This is a genomic window from Scytonema sp. PCC 10023, from assembly GCF_963920835.1.
In the GTDB taxonomy this organism is placed as follows: domain Bacteria; phylum Cyanobacteriota; class Cyanobacteriia; order Cyanobacteriales; family Nostocaceae; genus Kalymmatonema.
This window is the reverse complement of sequence record NZ_CAWUDP010000114.1, coordinates 1-24094: the sequence shown is the minus strand read 5'-3', so window position 1 is coordinate 24094 and position 24094 is coordinate 1. Positions and strand designations below refer to the sequence as shown.

The following is a 24094-nucleotide window of genomic DNA, read 5'->3' as shown; positions in this document are numbered from 1 at the left end:
GTTATAAAAATTTTATTTGATAGGTTGCATCGCCAGACTTTGTTGGTTTTCTGCAAGGCGACTACGAATCTTACCTCTACCAAGACCCGACATATAGGAGTCCGGTTTGATTTATGAAAAAAATTAAGTATTGTAGGGTGTGTTAGACCCAACGTCGTAACGCACCAAACCCTTATAAATGGTGCCGTACTCTCGCGCTAACACAACGCCAGTTGCTACAACGGAGGGAACCTCCAAGGGCGCACTGGCTCCCCTACGCGTCTTTTCAAAAATCAAATAGTAATCCTATAGAAGCTAACTCTTGGCAAGATTAGAATTTTAGCCAGTGGCTTTAAGTTATCAATTGCAGCAGCCGTTGCAGCCAAGTGCTGAAGTACTCTAAGAAGAATACCAACAAAACTAGGAATGGCTAATGGATAATAGCTAATAGCTAGAGGAAGAAAGATATGGCGGGAAAACGCTTCTACTTTTTCCATTATCTGAGTTATTTTTTTCAGCAACCGAAAGATCAACAGCAACAGCAACGGCAAAGGAGTAGACGGCGGAAAATTTTCCCCTTGCTTGCCTACCTCCTGCTGACGCTTGTGACAACATCTATAGTTTTTATTGTTTCACCTGTCCTGAGACAATCTCAAGCGGCTGATTTTCCAGTTCAACATTTGTCTAGGGCAAAAGAACATTTAAAAGATTTAGCACAACAGGGTAAAGCACTGTTTGAAGCGGGACGGTTAGTAGAAGCGCAAGAGGTTTTGCAAAGTGTATCTCAACAGTATCAGGCGCTGGGAGACAAACTCTATCAGGCAATGACCCTCAGTAATCTTGCTTTGGTTTACCAGCAGCGTGGAATGTTTACTGAAGCCACTCAGGCAATCAATAACAGTTTACAACTGCTGGGGACTCAGGGTTCAAAACAACACTTGCAAATTCTTGCTCAGACGCTGGAAATTCAAGGTAACCTGCAATTGGAGCAAGGACAGGCACAACAGGCATTAAAAAGCTGGCAACGAACTGAAGCGATGTATACTCAGATAGGCGATCGCGATCGCACTGGGATCACTCGCAGTCGCATTAATCAAGCACAGGCATTGCAGGTTCTGGGATTCTACCGTCGTGCTTTGACGTTATTGACTGAGGTAGGTCAGAATTTACAATCTCAACCAGATTCTTTGACTAAAGCTGTAGAATTGCGATCGCTTGGAGATGCACTTCAGTTAACCGGAGATTTAGAACAATCCCGTCAAGTTCTGCAAAAAAGCCTGGAAAGTGCCCAAAGGTTGCAATCTCCTCAAGAAATCAGTGCGAGCCTGCTGAGTTTGGGCAATACTGCCAGAATCCAGCAAGATAATCAGAATGCGATCGCCTTCTATCAACAGGCGATCGCCAAAACTCCTTCACCACTCACTAAGGTTCAAGCGCAAATCAATCTTCTCAGTGTGCTATTGACTACACAGGAGTGGTCAACTGCACAACCCCTTTTAGCGCAAATTCCAACTGAGCTAGATAGTTTGCCGGTCTCTCAAGTAGCAGTTTATGCTAAAATTCATTTTGCTCAGAGCTTGATCAAACAAAAGAATAGAGAGTGTGTAGGGCAGTGCCGTGCCCCTAGGAATGGGGAAGCTCCGACAACCGACACCCGGCATTCAACACCTGAAAAAATTGCTCAAATCCTTGCCACAGCAGTGAAACAAGCGAAAGCACTCGGCGATGGGCGAGCTGAATCTTACGCGATAGGAACCCTCGGAAGGCTGTATGAGCAGGAGAAACAATGGTCGTATGCCCAGGAGCTTACACAGCAAGCACTTGTGTTGGCTCAAGCCGTAAATGCGCCGGATATCACCTACAACTGGCATTGGCAGCTGGGACGCTTGCGAAAACAGCAGGGAGATATTCCTGGGGCAATTGCAGCGTATGATGCTGCTGTAGATGAATTGCGATCTCTAAGAAGTGACCTTGTAGCAGTTAATCGAGATGTGCAGTTTTCATTTAAGGAAAGTGTAGAACCTGTTTACCGCGAATCAGTGGCATTGCTTTTGCAATCACAGGGAGGAAAACTGAGCGAAGAAACATTAGATAAAGCTAGACAAAGAATTGAAGCACTCCAGTTAGCACAATTGGATAACTTCTTTCGAGAAGCCTGCTTAAATGTGACAAAGGTTGTATTAGACGAAGTCGTAGATCAGGATAATCCCACTGCTGCCATTATTTATCCGATTATTCTACTAGACCAATTACAAGTCATTGTCAAAGTTCCCAAGCAACCTCTCGGGCATTACTCGGTGAATAAATCCCAGACTGAAGTAGAAGATATTTTGGGGCAACTGCGGCAGTACTTGACCGAACCTGACAGAATGGAGGAAGTCCAATCCCTCTCTGAGCAAGTCTATAGTTGGCTGATTCAACCAATTGAGCCTGAGTTACAACGTAGCAATGTTAATACTTTAGTATTTGTACTAGATGGTGCATTGCGAAGTGTACCAATGGCAGCACTGTATGACGGTAAGCAATATCTGATTGAGAAATATGCTGTTGCCTTGAATTTGGGACTGCAATTGCAGAAACCCAAGCCTTTAGCACAGGAAAAGTTGCAGGTTCTTGCCGGGGGATTGGTGCAACCGCCAGTCAAATTTCAACGATTTCCGCCCTTACCGGAAATCAAATCTGAGTTTAACTTGATTGCCAAGGCAGGGGTATCAACTACAAAACTTTTAGATCAGGATTTCACTAGTAAAGCACTGTTTGGAAAGATAAACTCTATTCCGTTTAATGTCGTTCACCTGGCAACGCATGGACAGTTTAGTTCTCGTCCTGAGGATACATTTGTTTTGGCGACAGATGGTCCAATTAATGTGACTGACTTTGATTTGCTTTTGCGCCGTCGAGATGAAACGCGCCCAGAAGCCGTAGAACTTCTTGTCTTGAGTGCTTGTCAGACAGCAGCGGGAGACAATCGGGCAACCCTGGGTTTGGCGGGGGTTGCTGTGCGTGCAGGTGCAAGGAGCACACTGGCAAGTCTTTGGAATGTGGGCGATCGCTCTACTGCAATTTTAATTGGTGAGTTCTATCGTGAGTTGGTTTCTTCCAAAGTCACAAAGGCGGAAGCACTGCGTCGCGCTCAAGTGACGCTTTTACAAAAGTATCCAAACTACAGCCGTCCGGGTTATTGGGCTGCTTATGTTCTCGTTGGTAATTGGTTGTAACGGATTTTTTACAGCTATTCCAAATATTAAGTAATTTTACAACTTCCGCTTGAGGAAAGGGTACCCTGCATAGACCTCAGTAGCGCACGTATGGATAGGTGTGACACCTAGATGCTGAGGACAACATGAGTTGCCAAAACAGTAATGTCGAAGAGTCTTCAGTTTAGGTTGTCACGATTCAGGCTTAAGGTCTGAATTTTCTAACTACTAAACAACACTAAAAGGAAAAGAAAAATGTCTCTTATTGAAATCGGTCCTCTGCCCTCTAACGGCACCCCTGTTACCCGCTATAACAGTGTAACTCCAGCAGACCCTACTGATATCTTTGGGATCAACCTCACAAGTACTAGTAACATTAACCTAGCTTTGACGAACATCAGCGCTGGTGATGATGCCGATCTAAGACTTTTTCGAGACACCAACGGTAATGGTGAGTTAGATAGGGGGGTTGATCAGCAAGTTCCTGGTGGTATTTCTAACCGGGGAAGCAACCTAGATGACTCAATTAATGTTGCCGATCAACCTGCAGGTATGTATTTTGCAGAAGTTAGTCGCTTTGGAAGCAGTTCAGGCAGTGTCTCTTACCGTTTATCCGCGTCTACTGCCGATCCCAGCAACCTGATTGCAATTGAACACCAACTTGGAAATTTGTCACCAACGCAAGATCTTACTTTTACTGGTCAAGTTGGTAACACTGACACTTCTGATATTTATGCCTTCTCTCTCGGATTCTCTGTTGATACCAACATTAGCCTGACTGGACTCAGTTCTGATGCTGATATCCGAGTGATGCGAGACACTAACGGAAATCGCATCTTTGACTCGAACGATGAAATCGTGAGATCTGTTAACGGGAGTACCACCCCAGACAGTATCAATTTAGATGATGCTGGTAACTACTTCCTCCAAGTTTATCAATACAGCGGCGATACAAACTACACCCTGACCTTCGACAACTACACCACCTCTACTGTTTAATCATCGGTTCAGACCTGTAATGGCAAAAAGCGAACAGACTGATAAGTAATTGAAAGCATTGCGCTGCAATGCTTTCAATAATCTACAAATGATACAAGCGGCTGCGCCATACTTGGGCGTATGCCGCTTCAATCCAAGACTAATGCATTTTTTTGCTATTTGCACACGATTGTATAAATAGTTCAACATCAGATTTATCCAGATATGACCGCAGTTCTACCAATTGGTAATCGCGTACTCGCGGGAGAATGGATTTTACCGCAGCCAAGTTAAAGGCGCTACCTCACCAAATTTGGTTGCTCAACAGACGGATCTACTGAAAATTTCCCCTGAACTGGCATTTTTGACCAAAAGTCGAGCTGCGATCGCCTCGGAAAACCAGCTTTACCGCGCACAGTTGAGGGGTTCTACTACAGGAGTAACCTTTACCTCAGAGCAACAGTTGCGTTTGCAAAGTCGCCAGTTGGAATTACGATCACGCTTACAGGTTGCTGAACTAGAAATAGGACAGACACAAGAGCAATTGCATCAAACCCAGGTACAGTTAGCTAGTGCCAAACAAACGCTAGGTATTAATCAAGACATTCTCAGTCGTTTGGAGTCGGTAGCGAAAGAGGGAGCTATTTCTAAGGTACAGGTTCTCAAACAGCAGCAGGATGTTGAAAGCAAACAGGGGGAAATTAACAGACTTATTAAAGAAGAGATGCGATTAAAATTAGCGATCGCCCAAGCAAAAGAAAAACTGAGCAATACCACTGCACTTTCTACTGAAGAGTTGTTGGCTCGCATTACGACTAACGACAAAAGCATAGCCGAAATCGACAGCCAGTTAACCAAGGTGATTGTGGATAACCAAAAGCGTATCTATGAGATAAATAGTCAGATAAGTCAAATCGATAGTGAGTTAAGTAAGGCGAAAACAACCCTGAAATATCAGAAAATTTCCTCTCCCTTTGATGGAACCATTTTTGAGCTGAAAGCTAAAACATCAGGGTTTGTGGTTAACTCTAGTGAACCAATTCTCAAAATCGTTCCCAACGATAACCTAATTGCCAAAGTCTATATTACTAACCGGGATATCGGCTTTGTTAAAGAAGGACAGAAAGTCGATGTGCGAATTGATTCCTTCCCCTTTCAACAATATGGCGATATCAAAGGCGAACTCCTGACGATTGGTTCTGATGCATTACCTCCAGACGAAGTTTATCCTTACTACCGTTTTCCGGCGAAAGTCCCCTTGGATAGACAGACATTGCTGATTAATAATCGTCAACTGCCATTGCAATCGGGGATGTCAATCAATGCGAATATCAAATTGCGTAAGCGTACCGTTATGAGTCTTTTCACAAATTTCTTGGTGAAAAAAGCTGAAAGTTTAAAGTATATTCGCTATTGAAGTGGATTTCGTCTTCTGTCTTCTTTGGCAAATATCGCTTTCTTGTGCCTTTTTGTAGAGATCGATGGCGCTTTGCGCCCGTTGGAGACGATCCTCCGGAGGATCTGCCCAAAGGGCAATTACAATCTCACAATAATCTCCTCTTTCAGAGATCTCTCAGTTAAGATTTTTTATACATTTTTGGATAAAAATGTATAAAAAAATTATTGTATTACTAATAAAAAATATAACAAAATATGCAATTATCAGAATAACCATGTTAAATTTACATTCACTAAATAATTTTTTTATGAGGATATTTATCATTGCCACAGTCTAGAGTGAAATATTGATTTTGCGTATAAATTCAGTGGCAATCAAAACAATGACTTCCACTGTTTAACAAAACTTGTTTCTGTGGCTCTCTTATTAGCATTACCCGATTTTTTGGAAAATTATGGCGTGTGTTGAACGTGAAGATTCAGCACAGGATTTTATTTGCCAATTCTGATTGCAATGTTTTAGTAAAAAAGCAACAGCATGAGTGGTATTACGTCACTTTTGTTCACTAAATGCTGTAAATTTAAAGGAGTGCGATATCTCAGATGAATACTCGTTGGCGCTGGTTCTTACAGCTAAGGATTACATATTGTGGTGCGTTGGGCACAGCCGTAGCGCAGATATTCGCATTCTCTGTCAATTCCACTCTCGCTCAAGAACTCAAACCTATAGCCGATGATAGTCTCGGTGCTGAAAGTTCTGTGGTGACACCAATCAACACGCAAGTTGACAGGATTGATGGTGGAGCAATTCGCGGAACAAACCTTTTTCACAGTTTTTCACAATTTCACATAGGTGAAGGACGAGAAGCCTACTTCGCCAACCCATCTGGAATACAGAACATTCTGAGTCGGGTAACGGGGAGTGACGCCTCCAAGATTTTCGGGAAACTCGGAGTATTAGGTAATGCCAACTTGTTTCTAATTAATCCCAATGGGATTATTTTTGAACGTAATGCTAGCCTAGATGTCAAGGGTTCATTTGTAGCAACAACTGCCAATGCTATTCAATTTAGTAATTTAGGCTTGTTCAGCGCCACTAATGCAGAAACTCCCTTACCTTTGCTGACGGTTAATCCGTCTGCTTTGTTATTCAACCAAATTGCTACTGCACCGATTCAAAATAACTCAACTGCACCAGCAGGATTAAACCCAACGGGCACTGAGGCATTAGGTTTGCGTGTTCCAGATGGTCAAAGTCTACTACTAGTAGGTGGCAACATTAACATAGATGGCGGAAGTTTAAATGCTTTCGGTGGACGAGTTGAGTTAGGAGGAGTGGCAGGTCAGGGAACTGTAGGACTAAATTTTATTAAGAATAATTTAAGTTTGAGTTTTCCCGATAGTGTTAAACGAGCTGACGTGTTGCTTACTAACCTTGCTAATGTTAATGTGCTTGCTGACAATGGTGGTAGTATTGCCGTTAATTCCTATAATTTAAAGCTTACACAAAGAAGCAGTTTGCGAGCAGGGATAGCATCAAGGTTAGGTTTAGTAGGTAGTAAGGCAGAAAATATTGAAATTCATGCACAGGGAGTAGTGAATCTTGATGAAAGCTTCATTCTTAATCTCGTGCAATCGCAGGCAAGTGGACAAGCAGGAAACGTTAGCATTAATGCCAACTCAGTTTTGCTTACTAATGGTGCTCGATTGGCTTCTGCCACTCTGGGACGGGGGGATGCAGGAAATGTCATAATTAATGCCGGCGATACTGTCTCCTTATTCAATGGAGGTGCTATCTTCAGTAGTGTGGAAAAAAGTGCTATTGGAAACGGAGGCAATATTGATATCACTACTGCAAAGCTTTCGATTACCGATGGTGCCCAACTGATTGCCATTACCTCTGGACAGGGAAATGCAGGAAATATTCAAATTAGGGCAAATGATTCTATCAACATTTCAGGTATACGCAGCAAATTAGTCACATCTACTAATTCCATAGCAGGGACAGGAGGCAGTATTACCTTAGATGCCCATAACCTTCGCCTAGCAGATAAAGCAGTTTTAGATGCACGCACTGGTAATAATAGCAACGGTGCTAGCATTACAGTCAATGTGAATTCCTTAGAAGTAATTAACGGTGGTGAAATCCTCACCAGCAATTTAGGTGGTGGACGTGCAGGAGACATTAAAGTTAATGCTTCCCAAATTCGTTTAGATAATCAGGGGGAGTTTACCGCTGAATCTATATTTAATAATGGTGGCAATATCACGTTGCAAGTAGGAAAATTACTGCTTCTACGTCGTGGTAGTCTTATCTCTACTAACGCCATAGGTAGTACACCGCACCGAGTTGGAAACGGAGGTAACATCACTGTCAATGCTTCTGAGGGCTTTATCGTTGCCGTCCCCAATGAAAATAGCGACATTATTGCTAATGCATATAACGGCAATGGTGGGAAAATTACTATCAACGCTGCTGGTATTTTTGGTATTGCCCCACTGAGCCGTCAAGAGCTTGAGAGATTAAGACCCAAAGATTTGGCGCCACATCTATTACCAACTAATGACATTACCGCCATTTCGCAAACGAACCCTTCTTTAAGCGGCACAATTGAACTAACTATACCCGATGTTGACCCCAATCGAGGATTAGTGGAACTGCCCGTAAATCTGGTTGACGCCTCACAGCAAATTGCTCAAAGTTGTACTCCCAGAGATGGACAAACCAGTAGATTTGTTGCCACAGGACGTGGCGGACTGCCTTTGAGTCCGAGCGAACCATTGCGTTCTCGTGCAGTGATCACTCAATGGGTGACGCTGGATGAGCAGACTGGGAATCAGAAAGACGCCGAAGCAAAACCAATGGCATTATCTGAGCGCCCTGCTGATAATCGAGAGCCAATTGTGGAAGCCAATGGGTGGGTTGTGGATAAGGAGGGCGATATTTACCTAGTTGCCCAAGTCCCTAACGCCACGTCATCTTTCCAAACAACCACTGCTTCTTGTCGTACTGCCAATTAAAACCGCAAAATTTCTCTATCATACCCATCCGGCGTAGGCTCAATTTCCCAAACCAAACCTTCCCCAGGTTCCAACACCACATCAACATAAAGCTGCGCGATCGCCTCTTTTGCAGTATCCTCATTATTAATAAAAGGTTGCAAATCCTCGGTTAAAAGTCTAAGTTTAAATCCAGCTGGAATCATTTCATTTGGATTTGCATTTCGTAACTCAAAACGCCAGATGCGGTCTTCTAAGTTACCTCTGGGAAATACGTGTAATTCGTAGGGATTGCCAGCCAACGTCAAGCGTCGAGACAAGTAGATGCTTGATTGTTGGGGTTCCCGACTTCGCACACCACGAGAAGCTAATTGCATTGAGGTCATTCCCCAGCCTAGTTCTTGTGCTAAATGAGACACTCCTGCTTGCAACCACTGCTGAATAGACCACTGTTCTGATAACCCCTGTCGTCGCTCGTACAGCCGTTGTCGCCAGCCGCCATGTTCCAGTAATGCTCCCCAAAGTTCAAATGGGATTGCCACACGGGGAAAGACGACTGCAGGATTGCCTAGCCGTTGCAGTAAGTTCTCTGCCTGTGGTAAAGGTAACTTTGGTAAAGGAGCAACGGACTCACGTAAAATTTCCTCCGGACAGAGTTCACGGGCAATCCACAGAACATTGATGTCTTGTATCAGGTCATTCTCATCCAAACAGTAGGTGCGATCGCTTGCATCATACACCCCTTTTGTTTTCAATTGTCGATGGGTGATGTAGCCGCAAATTGTCACCCAACCACCATTTGGATTCACGTGTACTGCTACGTAGTAATCAGCTACCCAACTAGGAATATCCACCCATTCCTGCGGTACGCGCAATTCTTCCAGGTCGATTGCTGTTGTCGGAATTAATACTAAGCGGATTCCCTCAGAAGCAATAGCAGTCCCATTAACAAATTCCCAAAAGCTTGGCAATGCTCCTTGTGAAGTCCAAACTCTTGCACTCTTAACTTGTTCTTCTCTCAACCAAGGTAAAAATGCATCGAGGCACATTTGGTTAAGACGGGCTTGCCAGTTCGCGCCCGATGTTGAAAAAGATGGTAATTCCCGTGTTTGAGACGATGGCGGAATTTCCAGGGAGAGCTTGTCTGGAATGAGGGCAGATGCAGGTGAATCAAAAGTCATTTGAGGGACTCCACGGAAGACGACAGAACGGGATGGCGATAGTGAACAAGTAGCCATTCTTCTAAAGAATTGCTCATGCTGTCGATTACGTTAGATGTTAGGGAAGTATGCAGTTTTTGCTGACTCCACTGCGTCAACGCAAGTAGTAAAGTCCGTTTGAGTTTAGTTAACTGGCGAGAAACTGTGTATTGTTTTACTCCTAGCTGTTGAGCAATCTGCTGCTGGGTCAATTCTTGCTTGTAGTAGGCTTCCAGGAGTGCTTGCTCTTTGGTATCTAATTTTGCCAGTGCATTGCTTAAAACTACATTGATTTCACTACTCCGCGCTGCTATGGTTTCTGCTTCTTCTTGGGCGATAATTTCATTCAATAGCGATTCTTGAAAATTTCCCGTCAAACGGTCGAGCAATTCGCCCGTCTCTTGTCCTGGTATAGGGGTATCAATTGAAACTGAGGTTGGATATTGAAAGGAACGCACGGCTTTAGCACAGGCAAGTAGCCAGCTTTCCAAACTTTCTGGAGTAGAAACAGGACTGGGACAACTCAGTTGGCTCAGCCGTTCGGTGTTGTAAAGCTGCGCGATCGCCTGCAATCTCGCCTGATCTGGTTTCACCAGTTTGTGAGCAGTTGCAGCATCAGTAGGCGTATAGAGTTGGAGGAAACACCTCCAGGCTAGAACATAACGCGCAATAGTTTCTGAGTTATACCCTGCCTGTCGCAGAGACTCCACCAGTCGCTTTTGACTGAGTTTGTGCAGCAATCCCCACTCGGTACACATATCGACTTCTTGATGCTTGCGTAATACATCTTTTATGAGGTTGCTAAAGGCATATTCAGCATAAATTTTCAAATTTGAACTCAACTGGGGGTTGAAGCCTCTGAGAACTTTGTCTATACGAGCGATCGCAGTTTGGAAAAAGTCTGCCACAGAATGTTGACCCGGCGTATTCATCTTCATTTTTTTTGCAACCCAGTAGCAGACTTCTTGCAAATACGCTGTAATGTGGGCGGCGGCGAGTGGACTTGCCTGAATTTGCCAGATGCGATGCCAGTAAATTGCCCAAAAGGTTTCGGACTCCTCCTCCAAAGACCGCTCTACACAATTGTGCATACTGCGCCGCAGCTTGGGATCGGTAACCCAACGACTGAAAGCATCTGCATCAAATTGCACAAACGTGGAAAAGATTTCAACAATACCCTGCCTTGAGCGCATAGAACTTTTTGTTTTGCAGAAATAGCGAGTGACTCTAGACTAATAAACATCTTTGTCACTTAAGTTTATTTGAAGAAAATTGTCTTTATACTTATTATGAAAAACCCAGGAAAACTAGAATAGTACACTTAGGAGTACTTTGAAGAAGGAGTCAGAAGACAGAAGACAGAAGTCAGAATTCAGAATCGATGGGTTGGGGATTGGGACCGGCAACCAATTGTTGACCACCTTTTCTACGATTTTGCTGGGGGACTGTACCCAATACTCGTCACCCAGTCGCCCAGGATTCATACTGAATCCTGGCAACTGACGAATGATTCTTTCTTGTTGAAGTAAGAGTAGAAATGCCATCCATAAGACAAATGAGGGGCATTGGTGAATCAAAAGTATGATTTAGGCGTTTACGAAATAGAACAATATTTCCATTTTCCACTAAGGCACCACCTCGTCCAGGTTGTTGGGAGTACTGTTCGTTTGAAAAGCAAAGTAATCTAACAATTTCAGTTCCTGTGATTGGAACTGCATAAAAAATGAAGATACTCGTATATAGAGACTGTAAGTGGTAATACACTTACTTTCTCTTAAGTATAAATTCCACAATTTTATCCTTAGTATCTACCATTGACTTTTAGCCTAGTTACAAACATTGGAAAAATAATTTCTCTATTGAAGCGAAGAAAGTGACTAAATTGGTGGTTTTGAGATTTGGAAAAGGGAGCTTTGAAGCTGGGTTTGAGGTAACACTCCAGATTGGTGAGGAGAACAGCCGCCCTCACAGTGAAGTCACAGGTGAACTTCCGCCAAACATAGAATTGCCACTAGACTTTAATCGTTGGCAAGCAATTTACCGTAGCTTGGATTTTTCCGGTCGTCCGATTGGGCTACCAAAACCAACAACGCAAATTTTCAGAGTTGAGGAGTGTGTACAAGCAGCTAAACAATTAGGCGATCGCCTTAACTGTTGGCTCGGATCTGAATCCTTTCGACCCATGCGCGAGAAATGGCTGGAAAAACTGCTAACATCTGATGCAATTCGGGTAATTTTGCAGACTCAAGAGTATCAACTTCAGAAGCTTCCTTGGCATCTTTGGGAGCTAGTGGAGCGCTACCCAAATGCAGAAATTGGCTTAAGTGCTCCTACTTATGAACAGGTTCGTCTTCCCTCAAGAGCAACTGCCACAGTCAAAATTTTGGCATTATTAGGGGATAGTACTGGTATAGATATATCAGCAGACCGTGCGCTCCTAGAGCAACTGCCTGACGCAAAAATTGACTTTCTGGTGGAGCCAGCCCGTGAAGACTTAACAGATAATCTCTGGCAGCAAAATTGGGACATTCTTTTTTTTGCAGGACATAGTTCAACTCAAAGTGCAGGGGAAACAGGTCAGATTTACATTAACCAAACTGAGAGTTTGACAATTAGCCAATTAAAGTATGCTTTGAAGCAGGCAGTAGAGCGCGGCTTAAAGTTGGCAATTTTCAACTCCTGTGATGGGTTAGGACTGGCACGAGAATTTGCTCCTTTGCAGATTCCGCAGTTGATTGTCATGCGTGAACCAGTACCAGATCGTGTGGCGCAGACATTTCTCAAACATTTCTTACAAGCGTATGCTAGAGGTAAATCGCTTTATCTGGCAGTTCGCCAGGCAAGGGAACGGCTGCAAGGGCTGGAGGGGCAATTTCCCTGTGCAACTTGGCTACCTGTGATTTACCAGAATCTGGCAGAGGTCCCACCGAGTTGGCGGGAGTTAGTAGGGAGAGAGGGAGACAGGGAGATAGGGAGACAGGGAGGGGGGGAAAGATTACGTTTATACCCAAAAAACGAAGCTAAGAACTCAAAACTTCATCTTCTTTGGCTGATCTGCGCGAGTCTAGCAATCACTGGTTTAGTCATGGGCGTACGATATTGGGGAATGCTTCAGCCATTCGAGTTACAAGCATTTGATCAACTGCAGCGGCTACGCCCAGACGAGAAGCCTGATTCTCGCTTGTTAGTTGTGACGATTACTGAAGAAGATGTGCAATCACAGCCTCAAGAGGAACGCCGAGGTTCCCTCTCAGATGAATCGCTCTTGAAATTGTTGGAGAAATTGCAGGCATATCAACCGCAAGCGATCGGATTGGATATCTATCGTGATTATGCCGTGAGGCGAGACTTACCAGCCCTAGCAGCGCTGATGCAAAACAGCGCTAGCGCAGATCCGACCCAGGAGGGCCGCTTGATTGCAGTTTGCCAAGTTAGCGATACCCAGCCCAGGCGACCTGGCATCCCACCCCCACCTGAAATACCGCAAGAACGCTTGGGCTTTAGTGATGTGGCAGTTGACCCCGATAGCATTGTCCGTCGCCATCTGCTAGCATTGACACCTCCACCCTCTTCACCTTGCAAAGCATCATACGCCTTGAGCGTACAACTAGCACTGCGCTACTTGGCTGCTCGAAATATTTCCCTGGAATTTACGACCGATGGTGCCTGGAAACTGGGTAAGACCTCCTTTAAGCCACTAGAAGCACATACAAGTGGATACCAAGGTATTGATGCTTCGGGACACCAAATTATGTTGAATTACCGCTCCCATCGTTCGCTACAGGAATTTGTGCCGCAGGTGACGCTAACAGAGGTACTCGCAGGTAAAGTCAACTCTAGTGGAGTTAAAGACCGGATTGTTCTCATTGGTACAGTAGCTGAAAGCTTCCAAGACTACTCATCCACACCCTACTCCACAAACGAAGGTGGGATGCAGAAAATACCGGGTGTCATCCTGCAAGCACAAATGATTAGTCAATTGCTGAGTGCGGCGCTTGATGGACGACCACTCCTATGGGCTTGGTCTGTATGGCAGGAAACAATCTGGGTTTGGGGATGGTCGTTAACAGGTGGTTTACTAACTTGGTACATCAGACGACCACTTTATTTAGGGATTGCGGCTGGAGTTGCGATCGCCTGCCTCTACGGGGTATGCCTCGTTATTTTCATTCAGTGGGGCGCTTGGATTCCACTTGTTCCTTCTGCGATCGCCCTAATCGGTAGTGGTAGCATCATAGTTGCCTACCGAATAAGGGAATGACCAAGCTCCTCAAAAATTTATTTTTTAAAACAAGTTTTACTAACACTTAAAAGCAGGAGTGACAAATGAAACCATTTCTTCAGCGACTAGTGTCAATAACTGCTTTCACCCTAGTTTTCATAAGCTGCCTCAGCAGTCCGATAGCACTACAGGCAAAACCAACAATAACTCGCTCCGCGCCAATTCGCTTCAACCCACCCCCTCCGCCACCTGATCGCGGCGCACCAGGGAACCGAGGGGAAGGAGCTTCACGGGGAGAGTGTGCGGCGCTTGATTTACCTTTAACCGCTCTGGTGCCAAGCTATAAACAGCGCTTGAGCAACAGCCAAGAGCAAGGTAGTACAATGACCAAGGTGTGGGGTTTAACCAGTGTAGAACAGCCCAGCTTTTGGTTCTATGTTCCCTATCACCAATCTAACCTTCAGGCGATCGAGTTTGTTTTGCAAACCGATAAAAACAAAACAATCTATCGCACACCCGTCTCAGTACCGCAAGCACCCGGAATTGTTCGCGTGCAACTACAAAACACCACGACTCCTCTAGAGACTAACAAGCAGTATCACTGGTTCTTCAAAGTCAGTGTCGTATGTGACCCCAAGCAACCACCGACATTAGATTATGTAGAAGGCTGGGTGCAACGGGTAAATTTGGATGCAGCACTACGCAATCAGCTCAAACAACCCTCGCCACAGCAACAAGTAGCAATTTACGCTCTTGAAGGCATTTGGTATGATGCCCTGACAACCTTAGCAGAACTCCGCCTTGCAAGCCCTCAAGATCCACAACTGGCTGAAGACTGGAAGAGCCTACTGAAAGTGATTGGGCTAGAAAAAGTGGCTACACAACCCCTCATTCAGTCAACAAGATAAAACCAGCCCTGTCGAGGTAACAAATTATTGAATATGTGCGAGTGCGGTTGTTACCCCTTTAGTTGCGAAAAACCCGCAATAGAGAAAGATGTCGCTACATTAGATGATATATAAAGAAAAATCGCTTTTTACAGCTTATTAACGCGCTACTCACACAAAACCATGAGTACAAATGCCATTCTCTCAGAGAATCCCTTACTAAAAGGCTCTGGCTTGCCTCCCTTTGGGGAGATGAAACCAGAGCATGTCGTGCCAGCATTCAACCAACTCCTGGCAGAACTAGATAAGGAACTTGCTACTATAGAAGCTCATGTAGAGCCTACTTGGAGCGGTTTAGTAGAACCTCTAGAAACGCTGACCCAACGCTTAAATTGGAGTTGGGGCGTAGTCAGCCATCTGATGGGTGTGAAAAATAGCCCTGAACTTCGCGAAGCCTACGAAAACGTACAGCCGCTCGTGGTCCAGTTTTCCAACAAGCTCAGCCAAAGCCAACCAATTTACAATGCTTTTAAAGCACTCCGTGCAAGTGATACTTGGGCAACATTAGACTCGGCTCAACAACGCATCGTAGAATCTGCTATCCGAGATGCAGAACTTTCTGGTGTTGGCTTGCAAGGTGAAGCACGGGAACGCTTTAACGCCATTCAGATGGAGTTGGCAGAACTGTCTACCAAGTTTTCCAACCACGTGCTAGATGCGACTAAAGCCTTTAGCATGACACTGACAGCCAAAGAAGAAATTGACGGTTTACCCCCCAGCTTGCTCAGTTTAGCAGCACAAGCGGCACGGGCTGCGGGAGAAGAAAACGCCACACCAGAAAATGGTCCTTGGCGCATCACGTTGGACTTCCCCAGTTACGCTCCTTTCATGCAGCACAGTACCCGACGTGACTTGCGAGAAAAATTATACAAAGCCTTTCTCACCCGTGCTTCATCGGGCGAGTTGGATAACAACCCGTTAATTGAACGCATTTTGGAGTTGCGTCAAGAACTGGCTCAATTACTCGGCTTTAAAACATATGCAGAATTGAGCTTAGCCAGTAAAATGGCTAAGAGTGTGGAGGCAGTAGAGTCCCTGTTGGAAGAACTGCGCTCTAGCAGTTATGATGCTGCTGTCAAGGAATTGGAAGAACTCAAAGCTTTTGCTGCATCGAAAGGAGCACCAGAAGCAAACGATTTGCAGCACTGGGACATCAGTTTTTGGGCAGAACGTCAACGAGAAGAAAAATTTGCCTTCACTGCTGAAGAATTACGCCCTTATTTCCCACTTCCTCAAGTGCTGGATGGTTTGTTTGGACTAGTGCAGCGCCTGTTTGGCGTAAATATCACTCCTGCTGATGGTCAAGCCCCAGTTTGGCATGAGGATGTGCGTTACTTCCAAATTGCGGACGAAACGGATAACCCAATTGCCTACTTCTACCTAGATCCCTACAGCCGTCCGGCGGAAAAGCGCGGCGGTGCTTGGATGGACATCTGTATCAACCGTGGCAAAGTTACAGAAAATGGGGTAACGACTACCCGCTTACCTGTGGCGTATTTGGTGTGCAACCAAACTCCCCCAGTAGATGGTAAGCCTAGCCTGATGACTTTCTCTGAAGTAGAAACTTTGTTCCACGAGTTTGGTCATGGCTTGCATCATATGCTGACCAAGGTAGACTACAGCAGTGCAGCAGGCATTAACAATGTTGAGTGGGATGCTGTGGAATTGCCCAGCCAGTTTATGGAAAACTGGTGCTACGACAGACCAACTTTGTTTGGTATGGCGAAGCATTACGAAACTGGCGAACCTTTGCCAGAACATTATTTCCAAAAACTACTGGCAGCAAAAAATTACATGAGTGGCAGTGCCACGCTGCGGCAAATTCACTTTAGCATTGTTGACATAGAACTGCACCACCGCTATCGTCCTGGTAGTGGGGAAACTCCAAAAGATGTGCGATCGCGCATTGCCAAGACCACAACTGTTTTACCACCACTTCCAGAAGATTCGTTTTTGTGTGCATTTGGGCACATATTTTCTGGCGGATATTCGGCAGGTTACTACAGCTACAAATGGGCTGAAGTCTTAAGTGCTGACGCGTTTGCAGCTTTTGAAGAAGCTGGTTTAGACAACGAGGAAGCTATAAAAGCTACAGGAAAGCGTTATCGCGATACGGTGCTAGCTCTTGGTGGTAGCAAGCATCCAATGGAAGTGTTTAAGTCGTTCCGGGGTCGCGAACCCAGTACTGAACCCTTGCTCAGACATAATGGCTTAGCAGTAGCAGCTTAACTGGGGAGATGAGGGAGATGAGGAAGATGAGGAGCCAGCGCCCTTCGGGTATGTCCTTCGGACACGCTGCGCGAACGCAGTCGCCTGCGGAGGGAGACCCTCCTGCAGCGCTGGCTCACCGTGCGGGGGTTCCCCCCGCCCGTGCGACTGGCGTGAAGATGAGGAAGATGAGGGAGTATTTTCTCCCCCGACTCCTCCATCTCCCCCTACTCTCCTTACTTACCTTGCTGTTAAGCTTGCCTTTAGCGACTTACGCACAAACTTCTAACCCGCGTATCACAAAGCAAATAATACAAACCGATAACCGCAGCAAGCAGAATAGGGGTTTTCAAGTAAACATCCCCAAAAAAGGTCTACCAGGACGCCGGGAAAATGGCGGTACACGCAGAGAAAGTTGTATGTCCGGGGAATTACCACTGTTGGCGTTACTGCTACCGCCTACTAATATCGGGTTAACAACCGCCGCTTATCCCCGGTTTTTTTGGTACACGCCCAAAAACACAGCGCAAAAAGTAAATTTCACTCTTCATAAGGTAGATGAGACTGGTCAGCGAACTTTAGTTTACAACACGACTTTTCAACCGAGTCGCGAATCTGGTGTAACTAGTCTCGCCTTACCCAGTCAAACAATTCCACCTTTGGAAATTAATCAATTATATCAATTCTCTGTGTCCTTAATCTGCACTCAGGATACTTCGCCCAATTCTGTCATCACTGTATACGGTTGGGTGCAGCGGGTTGACGTCAGTAACAATCTTGAGTCCACTCTTAAGCAGTTGAGCCCTAAGGAGCGAATTTCAGTCTATGCTCAACAAGGTCTGTGGTTTGACCTGGTTTCAACTCTAGCTGATTTACGTGCTTGCAACCCCTCTGATCCCACCCTACTGGCTACCTGGGTGAGTGTGGTGAAACAGACAGCTTTATTTAAAGCAGAGGCGATTGCAAGGGAAAGCACTGCCCAAAGGGCAATCGCCCAACAGCCCCTTTTGCAAAAGTGTTCTTCACAATCCGCCCCAGCCTCCACCTCGAAATAACACAAAAATAGCAACAACAAATTTTAAATTTTTCTAAAAAAATATCTTATCACTTCTTTGCAATACTTAACCTAGTCATTAATTAAAAATAGTAAACATAGATTAAAACTAATAAATTTAATAATCATTCGTTAAGTTCATCAGTCAAAATTGAGGGTAAGCTGAAATCAAGGAAGCCTAGTTGAAAATTTAGGTAACTAGGTGCAAATAAACTTAAATGTCGGTTGTCATTTGTCATTTTTTTCATCAGTATATTAATGACTCATGACTCATGACCAATGGCTAGTTCCCAAAGCAACCTGAACAACAAGACGTAAGATGATAGAAAAAATTTTGCTAGCTGTCTCTGGATTGGGGCATGCAGAAGAAATGCTCAAAACTTTGACAGAAGTGCCATCAATCCAACGGTCAAAAGTTACAGTTTTGCACGTTGTTCCCGACCAAGTTTCTGCTGAAGCTATGACAACTAAATGGGAAGAAGGCGGCAAAATTCTCGCGAATGCGATCCAGTATTTGAACTTAGATCCCAGCAAAGTTTCTTCGATTTTGCGGCAAGGTGACCCTAAACGTGTTGTTTGTGAGGTAGCTGACGAAATCGATGCTGACTTGATTATTATGGGTTCACGCGGACTCAAGCGGTTGCAATCGATTTTGTCGAATTCAGTCAGTCAGTACGTTTTCCAATTATCTTCTCGCCCCATGTTGCTGGTTAAAGATGACATTTATGTCAAAAAAGTTAACCGCATTATGGTGGCAATGGATAGCTCTGATGCTGCGAAAAATTGCTTGAATTTGGCTTTATTCCTGCTGCGAGATATTAAGGGAGGGGAGTTAATTCTGGCTAATGTTAATACAGATATACGCAGTAAAGAATCTGACACAACACAAATTAGTCCAGAACAAAGCCCTGTTTTAGCTGCAGCTTTTTTAGAAGCTAAAAAATATGGTGTACAAGCTCGTTGTGTCAGCAGCAGTGGTAAACCAGGTGAAGAAATTTGTCGCTTGGCAGATGAGTGGAACGTAGATTTATTATTACTTGGTTCTCCAGATCGGCGTCCTTCAATTGCCAAGAATTTGGTAGATATAGATCGACTTTTGGGAGCTTCTTTATCTGACTATGTTCGAGTTAATGCCACCTGTCCAGTATTGTTGGCAAGGACGGTAAGTTAGGTACTGCGGTTGATAAACAAAACCCCTACATTTGTTGTGTAGGGGTTTTTATTTAACGGACAAAACAGGTCTTAACTAATCTTTTTTCCCTTCGCGGCTAGCAGTTTGAATGTAAAGAATGATTAAAAAAACAGCGGGAACCAAAACGAACAAAATGCTCGCCACGAACCCCAGTTCATTAACTTGCATGGAAAGAAAGCCTCTCTATAATATCCAGTCAACAACTTTAGGATACCACTATCACGGCTTCAACGAGTTATTTATTACGGGTTCAAAATCTAAGTTAAATATCTTTTTTGACCCTTGACTTTTAACTCTTGATTATTTACCGTTAAGGCTTTGTTACCACGCTAACTGGACCATTAACTAAGGTTTGACAAGCAAGACGGCAATTTTCTGGCTTTTTCTTCAATAATCGATTTTCTACATCTGTGCGGGGCGAGAGATTTTCCATTCCTTCGACGACTTCGACAACGCAGCAGCCACACTGACCGTAGCCTCCACAATTCATCATCTTGCCAAACAGTTTATATATATCGATGTTGTTTTGCAGGGCTTTCTCCCGCAGATTCGCACCATTTGCCGCCACGACTTCTTGATTTTCTTTAACGAAAGTGATATTTCCCATACCTGATACCTCGTTCACTGTAAGCCTGACTGTAAAGGCTAAGTTTTGACCTGACTTAAGAAAATATATTACTTATTATATTATTTTCTTGCGTAATGTTAAGAAGTATTAATTTTTAACCAAGACTATTCTGCAAACAAGAGGACAGGGGAAGCAACTCAGATTCCCGACTTCTTAAAGAAGTCGGGAATCTTGTTGTTCACGTAAGCGCAGAGCGTGCCGCAGGCATACGCGTAGCGTGCCCGTAGGGCTTATGATTTAGGATTACTGAATTAAGTGTTTTCACTGAAAAAGGAATGATTGTTTGTAGCTATTAAGTATTCTCACTGAAGCCAAACAAATAAAAATACGTTTACAAAGGACAAACAATGACTTCATCAATTTACTGAATCCAATAGTTTCATATTGATCTGTCATTTTTTCAGCTTTAGGGAAACCTTAAATTTACCAGTCTTCATCATTAGGAATGATTAGGGGAATGAAATGTCTAACAGCTTTTTCGCAACTTTTTAGTTTGATTGGTCAATCGTAACCATCTTATATTTCTAATGAATAGAAACAAAATAGTTAATGCTACTGCTAGTCTTAAAGTTAAATATGCGCGGTGTATCTATTTGGGTTTAGGAATAACCTTGGCTACCGCCATTATGCAGACTACAACAGCTATTTTTATGAATTCCGCACTTGCTGTAGATGGTATTCTAGAGGTTTCTCCTATTCAAAAAATGAATTCGACATCTGCTGCAGATGGTGTTCTAGACATTTCTCCACTGCAAAAGTTAACTACTAAAGCAGATCTAAATGAAATCGCTGTTGGGTCTGTCTTATATTCCAACATGATACCAGAAGAAGATAAAGAATTTATCAAACCTAAAATCTCATCTGCTAAGCAACTCACACCAACCAAGCGAATTGCTCAAACAGATTCTTCCGGTGTTGTTGGCGATACCTTAGGAGAGATTAATAAGTTACGTCAACAGCTTCTGATTGATCCCATCCTCATAGAAGGCAGACCTATAGGTCGAGCAGCGCCTGCTTCGAGTGCTGGGACTCCCACAGCTTATGGTGCAAGTTGGGGTCAAGCATATGTGGGTGTTGGAGGATATTTACCTTTTGATGGGGATGATATCGATGGTTCCGCATCTGTTGGTTTTGGTTTGGGAGACGCGGTTGAATCCATAGGTGCTGAAATCAATGTGAACGTTACTAGCTTAGGCGGTCAAAATTTTGACTTTGGTCAAAGTGGGGGTATTGGTATAAAACTACATAAATACTTTACTGATGGTACAGCAGTCGCTGTTGGCTGGTCAAATCCCGTAAAATGGGGAGAAGTCAACAATGCAAAAGACACCTTTTATGGTGTCGTGACTAAGTCATTTTATTTAAAACCCAATAATCAATTACCTTTGACTGTTTCTCTGGGTGTTGGCACTGGCAGTTTTCGTTCTAAAGGGGCTATCGAAGCAGGTGAAAATTCTGTGAATTTTTTCGGTAGTGTAGGTTTACGAGTTGCTCCTCAAGTCTCTGTAGTCAGTAGCTGGACTGGAAATAGTCTTAACGTAGGTGCTTCCTTTACTCCTTTGCGAGAAACCCCCATAGTCTTCAATGCTATTTTCACAGACGTAACTGACAATCTTGATGGAGGTACTGGCTTAAGCTTGAGTGCAGGCTATGTTTTTCAGTTCTAACTTCTGAGTTTTGTGTAAATTAAAAAGTTAATGCAGCGGCAATGAAGAAGCAAAAATCTCGCCTCAGTTTGGCTTTTTTACTCTTGTTTGCAGGTTATCTTATGAGCACTACACCCTTAAAGGTCTACGCTGGTCAGAATGGTGTTAACGGAACTAGCGTAGAATCATCGACTTTCACTGGCGATACTTTTAATCGTACAAATCAGTCTGCACCTACTCAACTCGTACCTGGTACAAATGTATCAGTTGAGGTAAATGGTACAATTAGTATTCCACAGAAAGTTCAACAAAGTTTGAATAATGTGGCTACCAGAATAATAGACCAAAGTGGCTGTGGTGACCGAATTAGCACTGGTTTTTGTGTTGAAACTCCAAGAAGTACTGTGGTCGTCATCCTAGTGCGGGGAGTTGCTGCTAGTACAGCAATTAGTCAGGTACAGACTTCTTTATCTAGTTCAGGAGTTCCGCAATCTCTAATTACAGGGCTTGTGAATAACGTAGCAGGTTTATTAAAAGGCTTTGATTATGCAGCAACGCCCGGTGTAACTGTTGCTGGATTACAACCAGTACAGCTAATCGCTAATAATCAGCTTGCTCTAAGTGGAGAAAAATACAATCTAGATGTCAGTCAATTGAATGCCTCTATTAAACTTTACAATGACATTGTTCTTACAAGCAACACAGTGCTAGTGAACAATGTAGCAAGTTTATTAGAAGGTTTTGATTCGCAAGCAACGCTAGGAACTGGATTACAACTAATACGGCTTCTTGTAGATGTTAGTCAATTGAATGCTGCTATCGAGGCTTACAATCGTATTGTTATTAAAAGCGATGCTGAAACTCTTAAAAAGCTCTCCAATAACTTGGAATTTGTAGAAATCGGTCGTGTTCTCAAAGAACTGAGAGCTTCTCTTAGAGCTAGCTAGTAAGAATCTATCGCTGACTTATAAATTCAAGTAGGGTGGGCGATGCCCATCCTACTTAATTGTTTTATATTCCCACGATATTAGCGACGCGATTAATCACCGATTTCAAAGGGCGGAAGCCCCTAAATTCTATTTATGGGGATGAAGCCCGACGTGCAAGAAGATTGCACGCCAAACTTGTCCCTAACTCTCGTTTCCTTTGAAACCCATTTCTGGGTAAGGTTTGCCTCGAAGACTGTTTAAAGTCGGCTGACTCCAAACGACACTGGTTTAACTCCCGTACATCCTGTTTAATCGTTTGGTTCCAGAGCTACAAACTGGCAAGCATTTGTAGGTGGGACTTTTAGCACTTCCTTTAAACGTAGTCCAGTAAAGGACTGCCATCTGGTCAAGTTGCGTTAACTGCAGAGCCAACGAATTTATTCGTGGGGTTTGCACTCAACTAGGAGTCCCTGACGTCCACCAATTTTATCTGAAACCAACGGCTGCTTGCCAAACGAAAGCCAGCAACAAGAAGAACACAGGAATGAGTGGTAGAACATCTACCAGCGGGTCGAAGATTTGGTAAGCTTCAGGTAGTTTTGCTAATAACAATGCTGCTTCCATATTTATTAAATCCACCTATCCAACACAGCTTTCACAAGTATCGTGAACCTTTTCTACGTCCAATAGGAACGTAGTTTCCTGACATCGCTACCAGGAGTTCCTGCTTCTTCGGATGTTCCAGACATTCGCATGAATCGAGTGCCGAGTAACAATTACCTCCACAGGCAGCACCACCGTAGTTCGTACGGTTGTACAAAAACATCTATCAAAAAGATTGATAAATATAATATCAGAATCGTGAAGTACCCGCCACCGATTCGGAGTACCGAATGAGCGTGGGAGCTTCCAGTTTCATAGGTCAGTGCCACGTTAGGGATTCCTATTGCTAAGAATTCGGAACCAAATCCGATGATGGTCTTACCTGTCCTCCGGAGGTTTGGGACTCGCCCCTTACTCCCGTACACCCGTGTGTACCCTGGCAGCAACCCGCCTCCCGCAGGTTGTTTGATTTTTGTTTTGAGGCTGATCCGTTACAGAAATCCTACTCAGAATTAGTCAAAGCTTATCAAAGCTATACAACAAAGTCTGAGTTTCGTTTACTTCCTGCTTCATTCTGGCAACGTCGGCGTTAACCAGTCCACAGGCGCGAGCACTGTCTAACTGACAGCTATTAAAAAATTGCTTTCGAGGGGCTACTAACGATCCTCTGTCTGTGGAGCTTGCACTTCGCCTGTGGCACGTTTATCAAACGCCAGTCGTTTGCTGGAAGGGTTATCCTCTGACGGCACGGTTGTTAACCGTTAATATATTGCCGATCCTAGCATCTTTTAGCTATACCTACTCAAAATTGACTATCTTTGATGAGGCTTGAATAGCTTTTAGGTTACAGTTCCATACCCTGCTACGTAAATCCTAGACAAGTCTAGACATTCTACTTCTTTCTTCTCGGGGAG

The 24094-nt window shown here is 44.1% G+C and carries 17 protein-coding genes; 11 read left to right on the top strand and 6 right to left on the bottom strand.

The genetic code is table 11. The features are described 5' to 3' along the window. Positions 1–446: 446 nt before the first annotated feature. The 4 genes from ACM0OZ_RS40495 (at position 447) to ACM0OZ_RS40480 (ending at position 8573) form a co-directional block, all read left to right on the top strand. Positions 447–3197: a CHAT domain-containing protein gene (locus ACM0OZ_RS40495; RefSeq protein WP_414588522.1), complete on the top strand. Its 2751-nt coding sequence runs from the start codon at positions 447–449 to the stop codon at positions 3195–3197. 234 nt (positions 3198–3431) lie between these two features. Beyond that, positions 3432–4175, top strand: a complete 744-nt coding sequence (locus ACM0OZ_RS40490; protein WP_414588521.1) for a peptidase — start codon at positions 3432–3434, stop codon at positions 4173–4175. A gap of 223 nt (positions 4176–4398) precedes the next feature. Then, entirely contained in the window at positions 4399–5571 is a 1173-nt protein-coding gene (locus ACM0OZ_RS40485) for an HlyD family efflux transporter periplasmic adaptor subunit (protein ID WP_414588520.1), read from the top strand. Between the two features lie 584 nt (positions 5572–6155). Next, the gene (locus ACM0OZ_RS40480) at positions 6156–8573 is read left to right on the top strand and encodes a filamentous hemagglutinin N-terminal domain-containing protein (RefSeq protein ID WP_414588519.1); all 2418 of its coding nucleotides are present in this window, start codon (positions 6156–6158) and stop codon (positions 8571–8573) included. Here the strand turns inward: ACM0OZ_RS40480 and ACM0OZ_RS40475 are convergent. Together ACM0OZ_RS40475 and ACM0OZ_RS40470 are read right to left on the bottom strand one after the other, a co-directional pair. Beyond that, the gene (locus ACM0OZ_RS40475; protein WP_414588518.1) at positions 8570–9733 is read right to left on the bottom strand and encodes a DUF1822 family protein; all 1164 of its coding nucleotides are present in this window, start codon (positions 9731–9733) and stop codon (positions 8570–8572) included. The genes ACM0OZ_RS40480 and ACM0OZ_RS40475 overlap by 4 nt on opposite strands. Next, positions 9730–10944, bottom strand: a complete 1215-nt coding sequence (locus ACM0OZ_RS40470; RefSeq protein WP_414588516.1) for a sigma-70 family RNA polymerase sigma factor — start codon at positions 10942–10944, stop codon at positions 9730–9732. Before ACM0OZ_RS40470 ends, ACM0OZ_RS40475 begins: the two co-directional genes overlap by 4 nt. Positions 10945–11624: 680 nt before the next feature. On the opposite strand from ACM0OZ_RS40470, the gene ACM0OZ_RS40465 reads away from it, so the two are divergent. From ACM0OZ_RS40465 to ACM0OZ_RS40445, 5 genes are all read left to right on the top strand, one after another. After that, positions 11625–14012, top strand: coding sequence for a CHASE2 domain-containing protein (locus tag ACM0OZ_RS40465; protein ID WP_414588515.1), 2388 nt, complete (start codon positions 11625–11627; stop codon positions 14010–14012). Positions 14013–14077: 65 nt separating this feature from the next. Further along, positions 14078–14881: a DUF928 domain-containing protein gene (locus ACM0OZ_RS40460; protein ID WP_414588513.1), complete on the top strand. Its 804-nt coding sequence runs from the start codon at positions 14078–14080 to the stop codon at positions 14879–14881. A gap of 162 nt (positions 14882–15043) precedes the next feature. Continuing rightward, positions 15044–17149 (top strand): M3 family metallopeptidase, encoded by a 2106-nt coding sequence (locus ACM0OZ_RS40455; protein WP_414588512.1) that lies wholly within the window; start codon positions 15044–15046, stop codon positions 17147–17149. 26 nt (positions 17150–17175) lie between these two features. Next, the gene (locus tag ACM0OZ_RS40450) at positions 17176–18183 is read left to right on the top strand and encodes a DUF928 domain-containing protein (RefSeq protein WP_414588511.1); all 1008 of its coding nucleotides are present in this window, start codon (positions 17176–17178) and stop codon (positions 18181–18183) included. Between the two features lie 318 nt (positions 18184–18501). Continuing rightward, positions 18502–19353: a universal stress protein gene (locus tag ACM0OZ_RS40445; protein ID WP_414588510.1), complete on the top strand. Its 852-nt coding sequence runs from the start codon at positions 18502–18504 to the stop codon at positions 19351–19353. A 75-nt stretch (positions 19354–19428) separates the two neighbouring features. Here ACM0OZ_RS40445 and psbM read toward each other — a convergent pair whose 3' ends face one another. Next, positions 19429–19542 (bottom strand): photosystem II reaction center protein PsbM, encoded by a 114-nt coding sequence (gene psbM, locus ACM0OZ_RS40440; RefSeq protein ID WP_041033332.1) that lies wholly within the window; start codon positions 19540–19542, stop codon positions 19429–19431. Between the two features lie 142 nt (positions 19543–19684). After that, positions 19685–19981 carry a 2Fe-2S iron-sulfur cluster-binding protein gene (locus tag ACM0OZ_RS40435; protein ID WP_332993529.1) on the bottom strand — a complete coding sequence of 99 codons (297 nt, stop codon included), beginning with the start codon at positions 19979–19981 and terminating at the stop codon, positions 19685–19687. A gap of 548 nt (positions 19982–20529) precedes the next feature. On the opposite strand from ACM0OZ_RS40435, the gene ACM0OZ_RS40430 reads away from it, so the two are divergent. Continuing rightward, positions 20530–21669: a hypothetical protein gene (locus tag ACM0OZ_RS40430; RefSeq protein WP_414588509.1), complete on the top strand. Its 1140-nt coding sequence runs from the start codon at positions 20530–20532 to the stop codon at positions 21667–21669. Between the two features lie 101 nt (positions 21670–21770). Beyond that, the gene (locus tag ACM0OZ_RS40425; RefSeq protein WP_414588508.1) at positions 21771–22595 is read left to right on the top strand and encodes a hypothetical protein; all 825 of its coding nucleotides are present in this window, start codon (positions 21771–21773) and stop codon (positions 22593–22595) included. 468 nt (positions 22596–23063) lie between these two features. Here the strand turns inward: ACM0OZ_RS40425 and ACM0OZ_RS40420 are convergent, their stop codons facing one another. Beyond that, positions 23064–23201, bottom strand: coding sequence for a photosystem II reaction center protein K (locus ACM0OZ_RS40420; protein WP_017318155.1), 138 nt, complete (start codon positions 23199–23201; stop codon positions 23064–23066). Positions 23202–23232: 31 nt separating this feature from the next. Next, positions 23233–23403 (bottom strand): hypothetical protein, encoded by a 171-nt coding sequence (locus ACM0OZ_RS40415; protein ID WP_414588507.1) that lies wholly within the window; start codon positions 23401–23403, stop codon positions 23233–23235. Between the last annotated feature and the right edge of the window lie 691 nt (positions 23404–24094).

What these genes read in the sequence shown, in the direction of transcription:
- ACM0OZ_RS40495 (WP_414588522.1), top strand. Translation starts at nt 447, where the DNA reads ATGGCGGGAAAACGCTTCTACTTTTTCCATTATCTGAGTTATTTTTTT.
- ACM0OZ_RS40490 (WP_414588521.1), top strand. Translation starts at nt 3,432, where the DNA reads ATGTCTCTTATTGAAATCGGTCCTCTGCCCTCTAACGGCACCCCTGTT.
- ACM0OZ_RS40480 (WP_414588519.1), top strand. Translation starts at nt 6,156, where the DNA reads ATGAATACTCGTTGGCGCTGGTTCTTACAGCTAAGGATTACATATTGT.
- ACM0OZ_RS40475 (WP_414588518.1), bottom strand. Translation starts at nt 9,733, where the DNA reads ATGACTTTTGATTCACCTGCATCTGCCCTCATTCCAGACAAGCTCTCC.
- ACM0OZ_RS40470 (WP_414588516.1), bottom strand. Translation starts at nt 10,944, where the DNA reads ATGCGCTCAAGGCAGGGTATTGTTGAAATCTTTTCCACGTTTGTGCAA.
- ACM0OZ_RS40460 (WP_414588513.1), top strand. Translation starts at nt 14,078, where the DNA reads ATGAAACCATTTCTTCAGCGACTAGTGTCAATAACTGCTTTCACCCTA.
- ACM0OZ_RS40455 (WP_414588512.1), top strand. Translation starts at nt 15,044, where the DNA reads ATGAGTACAAATGCCATTCTCTCAGAGAATCCCTTACTAAAAGGCTCT.
- ACM0OZ_RS40450 (WP_414588511.1), top strand. Translation starts at nt 17,176, where the DNA reads ATGAGGAGCCAGCGCCCTTCGGGTATGTCCTTCGGACACGCTGCGCGA.
- ACM0OZ_RS40445 (WP_414588510.1), top strand. Translation starts at nt 18,502, where the DNA reads ATGATAGAAAAAATTTTGCTAGCTGTCTCTGGATTGGGGCATGCAGAA.
- psbM (WP_041033332.1), bottom strand. Translation starts at nt 19,542, where the DNA reads ATGCAAGTTAATGAACTGGGGTTCGTGGCGAGCATTTTGTTCGTTTTG.
- ACM0OZ_RS40435 (WP_332993529.1), bottom strand. Translation starts at nt 19,981, where the DNA reads ATGGGAAATATCACTTTCGTTAAAGAAAATCAAGAAGTCGTGGCGGCA.
- ACM0OZ_RS40430 (WP_414588509.1), top strand. Translation starts at nt 20,530, where the DNA reads ATGAATAGAAACAAAATAGTTAATGCTACTGCTAGTCTTAAAGTTAAA.
- ACM0OZ_RS40425 (WP_414588508.1), top strand. Translation starts at nt 21,771, where the DNA reads ATGAGCACTACACCCTTAAAGGTCTACGCTGGTCAGAATGGTGTTAAC.
- ACM0OZ_RS40420 (WP_017318155.1), bottom strand. Translation starts at nt 23,201, where the DNA reads ATGGAAGCAGCATTGTTATTAGCAAAACTACCTGAAGCTTACCAAATC.
- ACM0OZ_RS40415 (WP_414588507.1), bottom strand. Translation starts at nt 23,403, where the DNA reads ATGTTTTTGTACAACCGTACGAACTACGGTGGTGCTGCCTGTGGAGGT.